Origin of the sequence: Kribbella sp. NPDC050459 (genome assembly GCF_040655315.1) — a bacterium.
In the GTDB taxonomy this organism is placed as follows: Bacteria; Actinomycetota; Actinomycetes; order Propionibacteriales; family Kribbellaceae; genus Kribbella.
Genome location: NZ_JBFAJQ010000003.1, coordinates 1,020,429 through 1,035,438, shown reverse-complemented (window position 1 = coordinate 1,035,438; position 15,010 = coordinate 1,020,429). Strand labels below are relative to the sequence as shown.

The 15,010-nt window shown below is 68.6% G+C and carries 11 protein-coding genes and 1 tRNA gene; 9 read left to right on the top strand and 3 right to left on the bottom strand.

The window, feature by feature from the left end; translation table 11 throughout:
• Both AB0I12_RS16075 and AB0I12_RS16070 read left to right on the top strand, forming a co-directional pair.
• Positions 1-100, top strand: a 100-nt coding sequence (locus AB0I12_RS16075; protein ID WP_359929774.1) for an integrase core domain-containing protein, incomplete at its 5' end; no start/stop codon positions are given.
• 80 nt (positions 101-180) lie between these two features.
• Positions 181-837, top strand: coding sequence for a hypothetical protein (locus tag AB0I12_RS16070; protein WP_359929744.1), 657 nt, complete (start codon positions 181-183; stop codon positions 835-837).
• Positions 838-856: 19 nt separating this feature from the next.
• Here the strand turns inward: AB0I12_RS16070 and AB0I12_RS16065 are convergent, their stop codons facing one another.
• Entirely contained in the window at positions 857-1,546 is a 690-nt protein-coding gene (locus AB0I12_RS16065) for a phosphotransferase (RefSeq protein ID WP_359929742.1), read from the bottom strand.
• A 241-nt stretch (positions 1,547-1,787) separates the two neighbouring features.
• Here AB0I12_RS16065 and gltB point away from each other — a divergent pair, with 241 nt between their 5' ends.
• The 4 genes from gltB (at position 1,788) to pyk (ending at position 10,968) form a co-directional block, all read left to right on the top strand.
• Complete coding sequence (gene gltB / locus AB0I12_RS16060; protein WP_359929741.1) at positions 1,788-6,311, top strand: glutamate synthase large subunit; 4,524 nt, start codon at positions 1,788-1,790, stop codon at positions 6,309-6,311.
• Positions 6,311-7,777, top strand: a complete 1,467-nt coding sequence (locus tag AB0I12_RS16055; RefSeq protein WP_359929739.1) for a glutamate synthase subunit beta — start codon at positions 6,311-6,313, stop codon at positions 7,775-7,777. The genes gltB and AB0I12_RS16055 overlap by 1 nt, the downstream gene beginning before the upstream one ends.
• Positions 7,778-7,863: 86 nt before the next feature.
• Entirely contained in the window at positions 7,864-9,417 is a 1,554-nt protein-coding gene (locus AB0I12_RS16050; RefSeq protein WP_359929737.1) for a metallophosphoesterase, read from the top strand.
• A gap of 99 nt (positions 9,418-9,516) precedes the next feature.
• A complete protein-coding gene (gene pyk, locus AB0I12_RS16045) occupies positions 9,517-10,968 on the top strand; it encodes a pyruvate kinase (protein WP_359929735.1) in 1,452 nt (483 codons plus the stop codon).
• Positions 10,969-11,058: 90 nt separating this feature from the next.
• Here the strand turns inward: pyk and AB0I12_RS16040 are convergent, their stop codons facing one another.
• Complete coding sequence (locus AB0I12_RS16040; RefSeq protein WP_359929733.1) at positions 11,059-11,808, bottom strand: helix-turn-helix domain-containing protein; 750 nt, start codon at positions 11,806-11,808, stop codon at positions 11,059-11,061.
• A gap of 36 nt (positions 11,809-11,844) precedes the next feature.
• Positions 11,845-11,918: transfer RNA gene (locus AB0I12_RS16035), tRNA-Leu, on the bottom strand.
• 72 nt (positions 11,919-11,990) lie between these two features.
• Here AB0I12_RS16035 and AB0I12_RS16030 point away from each other — a divergent pair.
• The 3 genes from AB0I12_RS16030 (at position 11,991) to AB0I12_RS16020 (ending at position 14,948) form a co-directional block, all read left to right on the top strand.
• Complete coding sequence (locus tag AB0I12_RS16030; protein ID WP_359929731.1) at positions 11,991-12,764, top strand: transcriptional regulator; 774 nt, start codon at positions 11,991-11,993, stop codon at positions 12,762-12,764.
• A 15-nt stretch (positions 12,765-12,779) separates the two neighbouring features.
• The gene (locus AB0I12_RS16025) at positions 12,780-13,367 is read left to right on the top strand and encodes a response regulator (protein WP_359929729.1); all 588 of its coding nucleotides are present in this window, start codon (positions 12,780-12,782) and stop codon (positions 13,365-13,367) included.
• Positions 13,368-13,706: 339 nt separating this feature from the next.
• Complete coding sequence (locus tag AB0I12_RS16020; RefSeq protein ID WP_359929727.1) at positions 13,707-14,948, top strand: branched-chain amino acid ABC transporter substrate-binding protein; 1,242 nt, start codon at positions 13,707-13,709, stop codon at positions 14,946-14,948.
• The last annotated feature ends 62 nt before the right edge of the window (positions 14,949-15,010 follow it).

Sequence of the window (15,010 nt, the reverse complement as noted above, 5' to 3'; positions counted from 1 at the left end):
CGGCTGGCTCCACTTCTACAATCATCACCGACCCCACAGCGCAATCGGCGGCCAGCCACCCATCACCCGACTAACCAACGTCCCTGGACATCACAGCTAGGCACCATCTTCGCTCGCTTCACCACCCAGGACTCCGGCAACTTCTCGTACGGCGTCGGGACCGCCGACGCGCGGTACTTCGTGAAGACCGCCGGTGATCCCGCGGACACCCGGCCGTACCTGGACTTCGACGGCCGAGTAGCCCTCCTCCGGACCGCGGCCGAGCTGGCGCGGTCGGTCACGCATCACACGCTGCCGGTGTTGCACACCGTGATCGAGTCGCCGGCCGGACCCGTCCTCGTGTACGACTGGCGCGACGGCGACCTGCTGCACGACCCGGCCGCCCGCGAGCGCTTCCGGGCGCTGCCCACCGCGGAGATCCTGGCCGCGCTCGACGCCTTGTACGAGTTGCACGCCGCGCTGGACGCTGCCGGCTGGGTCGAGGGGGACTTCTACGACGGCGCGCTGATCTACGACTTCGACGAGCACCGGCTGACGGTGATGGACCTGGACATGTACCACCGCGGCCCGCACCGCAACGCGATGGGCCGCATGTTCGGCTCCGAGCGCTTCATGGCCCCCGAGGAGCACGCCCTCGGTGCGCCGATAGACACCCGCACGACGGCATACGTCATGGCCCGCACCGCCCAGGTCCTGCTACCAGAACCGCCACCCGCCATACACGCCGTACTGCTCGAGGCAACCACAACCCGCTTCCCCAACTACCAGGCGCTCTACGAAGCGTGGCTGACAGCCTCGTCCACAACCGCCGACTGTTTGGCCAGCCGCGACAGATGATCTCCGGGAGCGGGCTGCGTCAGCGCCCACGCCGCCCTGGGTCGCCGTACGCCTGCAGGAGATCTTCCAGCGGTACGTCCACGGCCAGCAGTAGATACCCGAGATCGAAGCCGGCCGGGCCAAGGCCGAACTGCTCCCAGTCGATCGCGACGACGTCGCTGCCGTCGCGGCCGATCAGATTCACCGGATGAGCGTCGCCGTGCGTCGGCACCCGAGGAAGCCCGTCGAGCGCCGCCAGCGCCGCCTCGCGCCTCGCCCACAGCTCCTCGATCGCCGCCGAGCCGAATCCGGCCCGGCCCAGCGCCCGGAACCCGCCACGTCGCTCCACGGTCCTCAGACGGTCACGAAGTACGCCCCGGGCACCCCAGGCAGGCTCGGCCACGGAACACGCTCCGAACCGCCCGAGAGCCGCAGCCAAGGCCTCCGGGGCCCACTCGACCGGTGAGGTGTACGCGGTCCGCAGCGTGATGCCGTCATCGTCCCGCTCGACGCCCAGGCAAGCGGGCGTGCGAAGCCCCGGCGTACCAGCGACGACACCGGACTCGGCCACCAGCGCCTGCCGTTCCCAGAAGGCGTGATGGCGCGGATCGGTCACGCCCGGAACGAGGCGTTTCACCACCTCGCCGTCCGGTGTCCGCCAGACCCCGCCTGTCGCTTGCCCGGTGCCGGCGGTGAGCGGGGTCCAGGCGGGGGAGGGCTGCCACGACATAAGACCGGCCTATCAGTCTCAGCAAGTGAATTTCAGGTGCTGTTGGTGGTTCCCCGAGCGGGTGGCTGGGAAGATAGGAAGCTAGTAGTGAGCGCTTGCTTACGTAGGGTTAACAGGGCGTTTCGCGGTGGACAGGAAGTCCGACTGGCGGGCGTCATGAGGTAGTCTCGGGACTCCCGGCTTGGGCCAGTGTTGTCCCGCGGCCAGTTGTATTTGACCGTAGGACGACGGGAGCTCCTGAATGTTTGGTAGCCCGCCTTTCCCGCGCGAGGGACTCTACGACGGAACCCACGAGCACGACGCTTGTGGTGTCGCCTTCGTCGCGACCCTGACCGGTGAACCGAGCCACGACATCGTGGCCAAGGCATTGACCGCCCTGCGGAACCTCGAGCACCGTGGTGCGTCCGGTGCGGAGCCCGATTCCGGTGACGGCGCCGGCATCCTGATCCAGGTCCCGGACGCCTTCTACCGCAAGGTGTGCGCGTTCGAGCTGCCGGCGCCGCACAGCTACGCGACCGGTATCGCGTTCCTGCCGGCCGAGGCCGACGACGCCGCGAAGGCGATCGCCCGGATCGAGGAGCTGGCGGCGGAGGAGCAGCTGACGGTGGTCGGCTGGCGGGACGTCCCGACCACGCCGGAGCTGCTCGGCGCGACCGCGCGCTCGGTGATGCCGACGTTCAAGCAGCTGTTCGTGACCGCGAAGGCGGGCCGCGTGCTCGGCCTGGCGCTGGAGCGGATGGCCTTCCGGCTGCGCAAGCGCGCCGAGAAGGAGACCGAGACCTACTTCCCGTCGCTGTCCGGCCGGACGATCACCTACAAGGGGATGCTGACCACCGACCAGCTGGACAAGTTCTTCCCCGAGCTGACCGACCCCGACCTCGCGTCCGCGATCGGCATCGTGCACAGCCGGTTCTCGACGAACACGTTCCCGTCCTGGCCGCTGGCGCACCCGTACCGGTACATCGCCCACAACGGTGAGATCAACACCGTCCAGGGCAACCGGAACTGGATGCGCGCCCGCGAGGCCCTCCTGGCCAGCGACCTGATCCCGGGCGACCTGGAGCAGCTCTACCCGATCTGTACACCGGGAGCGTCCGACTCCGCGTCCTTCGACGAGGTCCTCGAGCTGCTGCACCTCGGCGGCCGTTCGCTGCCGCACGCGATGCTGATGATGATCCCGGAGGCGTGGGAGAACGCCGCCACCATGGATCCGAAGCGGCGCGCGTTCTACGAGTTCCACTCGACGCTGATGGAGCCGTGGGACGGCCCGGCATCGGTGGTCTTCTCCGACGGCACCAAGGTCGGCGCGGTCCTGGACCGCAACGGCCTGCGCCCTTCGCGCTACTGGGTGACCGACGACGGCCTCGTCGTCCTGGCCTCCGAGGCCGGTGTGCTGGACATCGACCCGGCCACCGTGACCGAGAAGGGCCGGCTCGAGCCCGGCCGGATCTTCCTGGTCGACGTCGACGCGCACCGGATCATCACCGACGCCGAGGTGAAGAACGCCCTCGCCGCCGAGAACCCGTACGACGAGTGGCTGCACGCGGGCCTGATCCGCTTTGAGGACCTGCACGAGCGCGAGCACGTCGTCCACAGCCATGCCTCGGTCACCCGGCGCCAGCAGGTCTTCGGGTACACCGAGGAGGAGCTGCGGGTCATCCTCACCCCGATGGCGAAGTCCGGCGCCGAGCCGATCGGCTCGATGGGCACCGACACGCCGATCGCGGTGCTGAGCGACCGCCCGCGGCTGCTGTTCGACTACTTCGCGCAGCTGTTCGCCCAGGTCACGAACCCGCCGCTGGACGCGATCCGCGAGGAGCTGGTGACCTCGCTGTCGTCCAGCCTCGGCCCGGAGTCGAACCTGCTGAACCCGAGCCCGGCGTCCTGCCGTCAGGTGGTGATCCCGTTCCCGGTGATCACCAACGACGAGCTGGCCAAGCTCCGGCACATCAACCTCGACGGCGACATGCCCGGCCTGGCCACCACGGTCCTGCGCGGTGTGTACGACGTGGAGGGCGGCGGCGACGCGCTGAAGGCGCGGCTCGACGAGCTGTGCGCCGAGGCGAGCGCCGCGATCAACGACGGCGCCCGCATCCTGGTGCTGTCCGACCGGCACTCGAACGCCGACAGCGCGCCGATCCCGTCGCTGCTGCTCACCGCCGCGGTGCACCACCACCTGGTCCGGGAGAAGACCCGCACCCAGGTCGGCCTGGTCGTCGAGGCCGGTGACGTCCGCGAGGTGCACCACGTCGCGCTCCTGATGGGGTACGGCGCGGCCGCGATCAACCCGTACCTGGCGCTGGAGTCCGTCGAGGACCTGTGCCGCCAGGGGACGTACCTGCCCGGCGTCGCGCCGGAGCAGGCGATCCGCAATATGGTGAAGTCGCTCGGCAAGGGCGTCCTCAAGGTGATGTCGAAGATGGGCGTCTCGACGGTCGCGTCGTACACCGGCGCCCAGATCTTCGAGGCGAACGGCCTGTCCCCGGAGCTCGTGGACCAGTACTTCACCGGTACGTCGTCGAAGCTCGGCGGCATCGGCCTGGACACGCTCGCCGAGGAGGTCCGGCGCCGCCACCTGCGCGCCTACCCGGCCGACGGCATCCTGCCGGCGCACCGCAAGCTGGAGATCGGCGGCGAGTACCAGTGGCGCCGTGAGGGCGAGCCGCACCTGTTCGACCCGGACACGGTCTTCCGGCTGCAGCACAGCACCCGCACCGGTCGGTACGACATCTTCAAGCAGTACACGTCGAAGGTCGACGAGCAGTCCGAGCGGCTGATGACTCTGCGCGGGCTGTTCGGGTTCAAGTCCGACCGAGAGCCGATCTCCATCGACGAGGTCGAGCCCGTGAGCGAGATCGTCAAGCGGTTCTCCACCGGCGCGATGAGCTACGGCTCGATCAGCGCGGAGGCGCACACCACGCTGGCGATCGCGATGAACCAGCTCGGCGGCAAGTCGAACACCGGCGAGGGCGGCGAGGACGCCGAGCGGCTGTACGACCCGGCCCGCCGGAGCTCGATCAAGCAGGTCGCGTCCGGCCGCTTCGGCGTCACTGCGGAGTACCTGACGAACTCCGACGACATCCAGATCAAGATGGCGCAGGGCGCGAAGCCCGGTGAGGGCGGGCAGCTGCCCGGCCCGAAGGTGTACCCGTGGGTCGCCAGCACCCGGCACTCGACGCCGGGCGTCGGCCTGATCTCGCCGCCGCCGCACCACGACATCTACTCGATCGAGGATCTGGCGCAGCTGATCCACGACCTGAAGAACGCCAACCCGGCCGCCCGCATCCACGTGAAGCTGGTGTCCGAGGTCGGTGTCGGCACGATCGCCGCGGGCGTCTCCAAGGCGCACGCGGACGTCGTTCTGATCTCCGGTCACGACGGCGGGACCGGCGCGGCGCCGCTCACCTCGCTGAAGCACGCGGGCGGTCCGTGGGAGCTCGGCCTCGCCGAGACCCAGCAGACCCTGCTGCTGAACGGGCTGCGCGACCGCATCGTCGTCCAGACCGACGGCCAGCTGAAGACCGGCCGGGATGTCGTCATCGCCGCACTGCTCGGCGCGGAGGAGTACGGCTTCGCGACCGCGCCGCTGGTGGTGTCGGGCTGCATCATGATGCGGGTCTGCCACCTGGACACCTGCCCGGTCGGCGTCGCCACCCAGAACCCGGTGCTCCGCGAGCGGTTCTCCGGCAAGCCGGAGTTCGTGGTGAACTTCTTCGAGTTCATCGCCGAGGAGGTCCGCGAGTACCTGGCGGAGCTCGGCTTCCGCACGCTGGACGAGGCGATCGGGCACGCCGAGGTCCTCGACATCGAGCGCGCGGTCGACCACTGGAAGGCCGACGGGCTCGACCTGACGCCGATCCTGCACGTCCCGGCGCTGCCCGAGGGCGCGTCGCGGCACCGGACCACCGAGCAGAACCACGGCCTGGACAAGGCGCTCGACAACGAGCTGATCCGGATCTGCGCCCCGGCGCTGGACAACGGCGAACCGGTCCGCGCACAGCTCGCGATCCGCAACGTCAACCGGACCGTCGGCACCATGCTCGGCCACGAGATCACCAAGCGGTACCGCGCGGCCGGCCTGGCCGACGGCACCATCGACCTGACCTTCACCGGGTCGGCCGGCAACTCGTTCGCCGCGTTCGTACCGCGCGGGGTCACCCTGCGGCTCGAGGGCGACGCCAACGACTACGTCGGCAAGGGCCTGTCCGGCGGCCGGGTCGTGATCCGGCCGGACCGGCACGCCCGGTTCGACGCCGCCGACCAGATCATCGCCGGCAACGTGATCGCGTACGGCGCGACGTCCGGCGAACTGTTCATCAGCGGCGGCGCCGGCCAGCGGTTCTGCGTCCGGAACTCCGGCGCGACCGCGGTCGTCGAGGCGGTCGGCGACCACGCGTGCGAGTACATGACCGGCGGGCGTGTCGTCGTCCTCGGCGCCGTCGGCCGGAACTTCGCCGCGGGCATGTCGGGCGGCGTGGCCCACGTGCTCGACCTGGACCGCGCCCTGGTGAACCCGGAGCTGGTGGACCTGCTCCCGCTCACCGAGGACGAGTCCGACCTGTTGCACGACCTGGTCCGGCGGCACCACGAGGAGACCGGTTCGGAACGGGCGGCCAAGCTGCTCGCCGACTGGCCCGCAGCGGCCGCCAGGTTCACCACGGTGATGCCCCGCGACTACGCCCGGGTGCTGGCGGCCAAGGCGGCCGCCGAGCGCGACGGCCTGGACGAGGACGCCACCACGCGAGCGATGATGGAGGCCATCTGATGGCTGACCCCAAGGGATTCCTGACCACCGGACGGGAGGTCGCCGACCGGCGGCCGGTCGCCGAGCGTGTGCAGGACTGGAAAGAGGTCTACCCCGGCGGGCCCGGCAAGGCGCTGCTGCCGATCATCACCAAGCAGGCCGGCCGCTGCATGGACTGCGGCATCCCGTTCTGCCACAACGGCTGCCCGCTGGGCAACCTGATCCCGGAGTGGAACGACCTGGTCTGGCGGGACGACTGGACGAGCGCGATCGAGCGGTTGCACGCGACCAACAACTTCCCGGAGTTCACCGGCCGGCTCTGCCCGGCGCCGTGCGAGACCGCGTGCGTGCTCGGGATCAACCAGGACCCGGTGACGATCAAGAACGTCGAGGTCGCGATCATCGACAAGGCCTGGGAGACCGGTGACGTCAAGCCGCAGCCGCCGGAGTGGCTGACCGGCAAGACGATCGCCGTCGTCGGCTCCGGCCCGGCCGGCCTGGCCGCCGCGCAGCAGCTGACCCGCGCCGGTCACACGGTCGCGGTGTACGAGCGCGCCGACGCCCCCGGCGGCCTGCTGCGCTACGGCATCCCCGAGTTCAAGATGGAGAAGGAACAGGTCGACCGCCGCATCCAGCAGATGAAGGAGGAGGGCACGGTCTTCCGCTCCGGCGTCAACGTCGGCGTGGACGTCACGGGCACCCAGCTGAAGCAGCGGTACGACGCCGTGGTGATCGCGACCGGGTCCACCGCGGCCCGCGACCTGCCGGTGCCGGGCCGTGAGCACGGCGGCATCCACCAGGCGATGGAGTACCTGCCGCAGGCGAACCGGGTCGCGCTCGGCCAGAACGTCGAGGACCAGATTGTTGCGACCGGCAAGGACGTGGTGATCATCGGCGGCGGCGACACCGGCGCCGACTGCCTCGGTACGGCGCACCGCCAGGGGGCTCGCTCGGTCACCCAGCTGGAGATCATGCCGCGGCCGTCCGAGGACCGCCCGGGGCACCAGCCGTGGCCGACGTACCCGATGATCTACCGGGTCGCCTCCGCCCACGAGGAGGGCGGCGACCGGGTGTACGCCGTCTCCACGGTGAACTTCGAGGCCGATGCCGCCGGCAACGTCTCCGGGCTGAACCTGGTCGAGGTGGAGTTCAAGGACGGCCGGTTCGCGCCGGTCGAGGGCACCGAGAAGCACATCCCGGCGCAGCTGGTGCTGCTCGCGATGGGCTTCGTCGGACCGGAGCGCGAGGGCTTCCTCGAGCAGCTCGGCGTCGAGCTCGACGAGCGCGGCAACGTGCAGCGGGACAAGAACTACCACACGTCGGTCGAGGGGGTCTTCGCCTGCGGTGACGCCGGCCGCGGCCAGTCCCTGATCGTCTGGGCGATCGCCGAGGGCCGCTCGTGCGCCAACGGCGTCGACACCCACCTCACCGGCTCGTCCACCCTGCCCACCCCCATCCCGCCCACCGCCCGCCCGCTGGCGGTCTGACCGTCCTTGGGCACCGGCCAACCATGAAACACCCCGCGATCTGGTTGGTCGGTGCTCAAAGTGGTGAGGGTCGATAGGTTGGAAGTGTGGCAACGCGCCTGGTGACGAAGGCCCGGCTCCGCGCGATCGCGCCGTGGGCCACGCTCGTCGTGCTCTGGCTGGTCACCTCGGTGACGATCGGCCTGGTTGCGTTCGCCAACGACTCCGAGCGCGTCACGATCGGTGCGCACGCCGCGACCGTCTCGCCGACCTTCGACGGGCACGCGACGGTGGACCTCGGCGCCGTCCTGCCGCGGCTGCGGATCGCCAGCGACAACCCGCTCGGGCTCGGCGTGAACGTCGACGTCCAGGAGACCGACGCCGCCAACCTCACCGACCTGATCAACCGCGACGCCCTGATCGCGGCCCAGCCCGACGGTGAGATCGGGCGGATCCAGCAGGTGGTCCAGGAGATGGCCGTCGACGACGCGCTGGCCGGGGCCGGTTCCGGTCTGCTGGTGGTCGTCGTGGTGGCGACCGTCTGGGCGATGATCGGCGCCCGCCGCCGCCAGGAGCTGTGGCACCTCGTACACCGTCACGAGCGCCGGCTCGAGCACCGGGCGATCGTCGTCCTGGTCGCGATGCTGATCACGATCGCCTCGATCTTCGGCCCCGGACGGATGCGGCCCGTCGACGTACCGCCGACCGAGTGGAAGCCACTCGCCGACCTGCTGCCGGAGATCCCGCTCGACGAGCAGCTGCAGGGCGTCGAGGTCGCCTCCGGGTTCTCCACCACGGGCGGCGTCGGCGTGATCCGGTCCGCGGTCGAGACGTACCAGCGGTCGTCCCGGTTCTACGGTCAGCTGAAGGACTCGGTGGCCGATGTCGCCACCCAGATCCACCAGCCCGCCGAGGGGCAGAAGGTCGCACTGCAGGTCAACGACCGGCACGACAACATCGGCATCGACGGCTTCGCGGCCGAGGTGGCGAAGGCCGGCGGGGCGAAGATCCTCATCGACGCCGGTGACGACACGTCGTCCGGCCAGGGCTGGGAAGTCTTCAGCATCCACTCGCTGCGGCAGCACTTCAAGGATTTCAAGGTCGTCGCGGTGGCCGGCAACCACGACGCCGGCGGCCACATCGAGGACGCCATGCGCAAGAACGGGTTCACCGTGCTCGACAGCAAGCCGGTCGAGGTGGAGGGGATCCGGTTCCTGGGCGACAGCGACCCGACCAAGACCGGGCTCGGCAGCGCGGACAGCCCCGGCGACGAGACCATCGAGCACCAGTCCGAGCGGCTCGCGGACATCGCCTGCGACCAGGCCGAGAACAAGCGGATCTCGACATTCGTGGTCCACGACCCGGCGTCCGGCGCCGACACCGCCGCCCGCGGGTGCGCGCGACTGGTGCTGTCCGGCCATCTGCACCGGCAGGTGGGGCCGGAGAGCCGGGTGGTCGACGGGCGGTCGGTGACGACGTACACGAACGGGACGACCGGGGGAGCGGCGTACGCCTTCGCGCTGGGCTACACGCTGCGCCGGCCGGGGCAGGTCACGCTGATCACCTACGACAAGGAAGGGCAGCCGATCGGCCTGCAGAGCGTCACGGCCGAGCTGACCGGGGTGATCACCGTCGGGGCCTACACCCCCTTGCCTTCTTGACGATTCAGGCACTGCCGCCGGTTGTCTTCTACTGTTAACTGTCCAGTAACGGGGGCGGACCAGCAGGCCCAGTGGTTTGCAGGAGTAGGGTTTTGTGACGTGCGTCGCGCAAAGATCGTTTGTACGCTCGGCCCGGCTACGGCCGCCCCGGAGCGCATCACGGAACTCGTCCAAGCAGGCATGGACGTCGCAAGGCTCAACCTGAGCCATGGTGCCCATGCCGAGCATGAGCGCATCTACCAGCGGATCCGCACCGCTGCGGCGGAGACCGGGAGCAACGTCGGCATCCTGGTCGACCTGCAGGGCCCGAAGATCCGGCTGGCCGAGTTCGCCGAGGGCAAGGCAACGCTCACCTACGGCGAGCGCTTCACGATCACCACCCGGGAGGTGCCCGGCGACCAGACCATCTGCGGTACGACGTACGACGGTCTGCCGGGTGACGTGAAGCCGGGCGACCAGCTGCTGATCGACGACGGCCGGATCGCCCTGGTCGCCGAGGAGGTCACCGAGACCGACGTGATCTGCCGGGTCACCGTCGGCGGGCCGGTCTCCAACCACAAGGGCATCAACCTGCCCGGCGTCTCGGTCAGCGTGCCCGCGCTGTCCGAGAAGGACGCCGAGGACCTGCGCTGGGCGCTGCACCTGCCCGCCGACATGATCGCGCTGTCGTTCGTCCGGGACGCGGCCGACATCCAGCTGGTGCACAAGATCATGGACGAGGAGGGTCTGCGGATCCCGGTCGTCGCCAAGATCGAGAAGCCGCAGGCGGTCGCCAACCTCGACGAGATCATCGAGGCGTTCGACGGGTTCATGGTGGCCCGCGGCGACCTCGGCGTGGAGCTGCCGCTCGAGGACGTCCCGCTGGTCCAGAAGCTGATCATCGACCAGGCGCGGCTGAACGCGAAGCCGGTGATCGTCGCCACCCAGATGCTCGAGTCGATGATCTCCGCGCCGCGGCCGACGCGGGCCGAGGCGTCCGACGTCGCCAACGCCGTCCTCGACGGCGCCGACGCGGTCATGCTGTCCGGCGAGACCAGCGTCGGGCGCTTCCCGATCGAGACCGTCAAGACGATGGCCCGGATCGTCGAGGCCACCGAGGAGCAGGGCCTCGGCCGGGTCCACGAGATCGAGTGGGAGCCGAAGACCAAGGGCGGCGTGATCGCCCGCGCGGCCGCGGACGTCGCGGAGCGGCTGGACGCGAAGTACCTGATCGCGTTCACCCAGTCCGGCGACACCGCCCTCCGCCTGGCCCGCTACCGCACCGAGGTCCCGCTGCTCGCCTTCACCCCGGTCCCGTCGGTCAGCTCCTGGCTGAGCGTGGTGTGGGGCATCGAGACCCACATCGTCCCGACCGTCGACCACACCGACGAAATGGTCCGCCAGGTCGACCAGCGCCTCCTGGAACTCGGCAAACTCAGCAAGGGCGACCTGGTCGTCATCGTCGCCGGCTCCCCACCCAGCATCCCCGGCTCCACCAACGCCCTCCGAGTCCACCGCATGGGCGACGCCATCGAAGGAATCGCCCCCGCCTACCGCAACCCCAACCCGTAGAACACAGAAGAAGAGCAGGGGTTGAGGCGGACGGTCAGCTGACCGTCCGCCTCAACCACGTTCAAGCCGGGAGATCCGAGCGGGCGGAGCTCAGGACTTTGGGCCGATGAAGGTGTCTAGGTAGGTGACGGCTTCTCGGCGGGCTACGGAGAGGGCGTTGGGGCGGGGCATGCGCCAGGGGACGGTGAGCAGGTCGAGTGCCCACTGGCAGACACCCATGATGTCGGGGGATTCGTTGGAGAACATGTAGCGCGGATACTCGTACCGCTTCAGTTGGCCGGCGACCGTTCGCGTGGCCCAGTTGGCTACCCGGCAGCCGTCGGAGTTGAACAGGCCGCGGAGGAACAGTTCGGGGTCATCGGCAACGATCTCCCGCTGCCAGCCGGCGAGCGCGATGGTACGGCGATGTTTCGGGCCGGGGCCGTGCTGAGGAAACAGACATGGCCAGTGCTTCCAGTACGAGACAACCGACGTACACCCGACCGCCTGCACCCGATGCACCGGCCTGCTCGGATGGACAGCCCGTACGGCGGACTCAGCCTCGTCGATCAGCCGCGGGTACACGTCGTCGCACGCGATCCGCAGCGCGTACACATCCCGCCGATGCCGCGACAGGCACCCGTCACCCAGATACAGACCCAGCAGATGTGAGTACGACGGATTGTCGAGCGATCCACTCCCACACCGCGGACACCCGCTCGGCCGCGCCGAACGCTCCCCGCGATCCCGCCACTCACGCAGCGCCGCCCGACTGATCCCCAGCCGCTTGCTGATCGAGTTCAGACTCTCCCCGTCGCCGATCGCTGCCAGTGCGATCGCCCGCGTCCGCTCGTCGTACATGACCCCAGCTTGACTGGGACCACTGACAGATTTCTGTGCCCTGGGTGGGATTCGAACCCACACTGTATGGTGTTTGAGACCATCTTCTCTGCCGGTTGGAATACCAGGGCATCGCGTCGAAGATCTTAGCCTAATGGATCGGTCGATCCGCAAAATGTCGGTGGTCGCCGAGACCCTGTGGCATGGGGCACATCAGGTCGCAGGAGACGGTGGATTCCGCGTTGCGGATGTCGGACAACGGCGTCAGCGACAAGACGAATGCCGAGATCCATGGTGTGGGGATCAAGACGATCCGGCGGTGGCGGCGGCTCTATCAGCGTCGAGGGATGCCTCGTGGGGGCAGCCGCCCGGCAACGCCGTGTCCGCGGTGTGACGGGGCTGAGCTGGACGAGGCAGCGTACGCGTTGTTGCTCGGGTGGTATCTGGGGGACGGGTCGATCGCGCGAGCGCGGCGGGGTGTGTTCACGCTGCAGATCATCAACGACGAGCGGTACGTGGAGCTCAACCAGGAGATCGCGGAGACGATCAAGCGGGTGAAGCCGCATGCGAGTCCTTGCCTACGGGGAGGCGGCGGCGCGATCAGGGTCGAAGCCCGGTGGAAGCACTGGCCGTGTGTGTTCCCGCAGCACGGCCCGGGACGGAAGCATCTGCGCAAGATCGAGTTGGCCGACTGGCAGCAAGAGATTGTTGCCAGGTACCCCGAGCAGCTGCTGCGTGGGTTGTTCCACTCGGACGGGTGCCGAGTTGTGAACTGGGCGAGTAGGCCGGGACGGGAGAAGCGCTACTTCTACGTCCGCTACCAGTTCTCGAACCGGTCCGATGACATCCGGAAGATTCTCACGGATGCACTGGATCTGTTGGGGATCCCTTGGCGGCACCCACGGTGGGACACCATCGCGGTCAGCCGGAAGGAGGCTGTTGCCGCGCTCGACACCTTTGTGGGTCCTAAGTCGTGAGGGGGGATCGATAAGGTGTCGGGTGTGACTGCTAAGCGTGTGGTGATCGCTGAGGACGAGGCTCTGATTCGGATGGATCTGGCTGAGATGCTCGCGGAAGAGGGGTATGACGTCGTCGGGCAGGCGGGGGACGGCGAGGAGGCTGTTCGGCTGGCGATCGAGCAGCGGCCGGATCTGGTGATTCTCGACGTGAAGATGCCGAAGCTGGACGGGCTGAGTGCGGCGGAGAAGATCGCGGGGGAGCGGATCGCGCCGGTGCTGATGCTGACCGCGTTCTCGCAGCGGGAGCTGGTCGAGCGGGCGCGGGACGCCGGCGCGATGGCGTACCTGGTGAAGCCGTTCTCCAAGGCCGACCTGCTGCCCGCGATCGAGATCGCCGCCTCGCGGTACGTCGAGCTCGCCGAGCTGGAGCGGGAGGTCGCGGACCTGGCCGAGCGGCTGGAGACGCGCAAGCTGGTGGATCGCGCGAAGTCGATCCTGCAGACCAAGTTCGGGTTGTCGGAGCCGGATTCGTTCCGGTGGATCCAGAAAACCGCGATGGACAAGCGGGTCTCGATGCGTCAGGTCGCCGAGCTGGTCGTCAACGAAGCCGGCGATTCCTGATCGGGCAGCCGCCGCTGCCTTTCCGGTGAGGAAATTACGTCATCTGTCTGCATTTCCGGTGTGTCGTAACCGTCTGCTGAACGCCGGCGGGCATTCGTGACGAACCGTGGCCGTCGGCTCGGCGGTCGAGAGCGATTCTCACCGAGCACAGCCATTCGCTGACGCTATGTCACCGCCACACCCGGTCGGACAGTAATCAGGTCAACGGACGATGCTTACCGGGGTAACGACCTCACAACACAGCCGATGCGCTGTTCGCTTGGAACCATCGCGGGGTCTAACCTGCCGGTGCTCGTGGCAAATGCGCGAGAGTCCCGGATTCGCTGGGACTATCCAGACATGGGAGGAACAGTGCACCAGCGTTCCGTAGTACGGGTCGGCGCGTCGCTGATCGTTGCGTCGTTGGCCCTGACTGCCTGCGGCTCACGCAGTGGCAACGACTCCGGGGGGAACTCCGGAAGCTCGACCAAGACCGCGAAGATCGGCGTCATCGCGCCGCTGTCCGGAGACTTGTCCGCCCTGGGTCTGGGTATCCAGCACTCCGTCGAGCTGGCCGTGAAGCAGGCCAACGACTCCAACGCGATCCCGGGCTGGAAGCTCGAGGTGGACGCGAAGGACGACGAGGCCAAGACCGAGCCGGGCAAGAACGCCGCCACGGCCCTGGCCAGCGACAAGGACGTGATCGGCGTGGTCGGCACGCTGAACACCAGCGTCAGCCAGCAGGTCCAGCCGGTGCTCGCGCCGAAGAACATCGTCCAGGTCTCGCCGGCCAACACCGGCCCGGGCCTGACCCAGGGCGCGAAGTGGCAGACGGACCCGAAGCGTCCGTACCCGACCTACTTCCGCACCTGCACGACGGACGCCGTCCAGGGTCCGTTCGCGGCGCGGTACCTGTACGAGACCGCGAAGATCACCAAGGTCGCCACGATCCACGACAAGAAGGCGTACGGCCAGGGCCTGGTCGGCACCTTCACCGAGGAGTTCAAGAAGCTCGGCGGTCAGGTCGTGTCGGCGCAGACGATCAACCCGGACGACTCGAACTACCAGGCCGTGATCTCCGCGGTGAAGCCGTCCAACCCGCAGGCGGTCTACTACGGCGGTGAGTACCCGAACGCCGGTCCGCTGTCGCAGCAGATGAAGGCCGCCGGCCTGAACGTCCCGCTGATGGGCGGCGACGGCATCTTCGACCCGAAGTACATCACGCTGGCCGGCAAGACCAGCGACGGTGACCTGGCCACCTCGGTCGGTGCTCCGGTCGACAGCCTCGAGTCGGCGAAGAAGTTCGTCTCGGACTACAACGCGCAGAACTACAAGGAGCCGTACGCCGCGTACGGCGGTTACTCCTACGACGCTGCGAACGCGATCATCAACGCCCTGAAGACGTCGCTGAAGGACGCCAAGGACGTCGAGTCCGCGCGCCAGGCCACGGTCGATGCCGTGGGCAAGGTCTCCTTCGACGGTGTGACCGGCAAGGTCGCCTTCGACCAGTACGGTGACACCACCTCCAAGGTGCTGACCGTCTACAAGGTTGCCGGCGGCAAGTGGGCCACCGTGGAGACCAAGGACTTCGAGAGCAAGTAAGCAGAGTCGACCTCATGTCTCGGGGGTGGGAGCGATCCTCCCACCCCCGTGGCGTGTCATAA

Coding starts and splice junctions, on each gene's coding strand:
- AB0I12_RS16065 (WP_359929742.1), bottom strand. CDS start 1,546: ATGTCGTGGCAGCCCTCCCCCGCCTGGACCCCGCTCACCGCCGGCACC.
- gltB (WP_359929741.1), top strand. CDS start 1,788: ATGTTTGGTAGCCCGCCTTTCCCGCGCGAGGGACTCTACGACGGAACC.
- AB0I12_RS16055 (WP_359929739.1), top strand. CDS start 6,311: ATGGCTGACCCCAAGGGATTCCTGACCACCGGACGGGAGGTCGCCGAC.
- AB0I12_RS16040 (WP_359929733.1), bottom strand. CDS start 11,808: ATGTACGACGAGCGGACGCGGGCGATCGCACTGGCAGCGATCGGCGAC.
- AB0I12_RS16030 (WP_359929731.1), top strand. CDS start 11,991: ATGGGGCACATCAGGTCGCAGGAGACGGTGGATTCCGCGTTGCGGATG.
- AB0I12_RS16020 (WP_359929727.1), top strand. CDS start 13,707: ATGGGAGGAACAGTGCACCAGCGTTCCGTAGTACGGGTCGGCGCGTCG.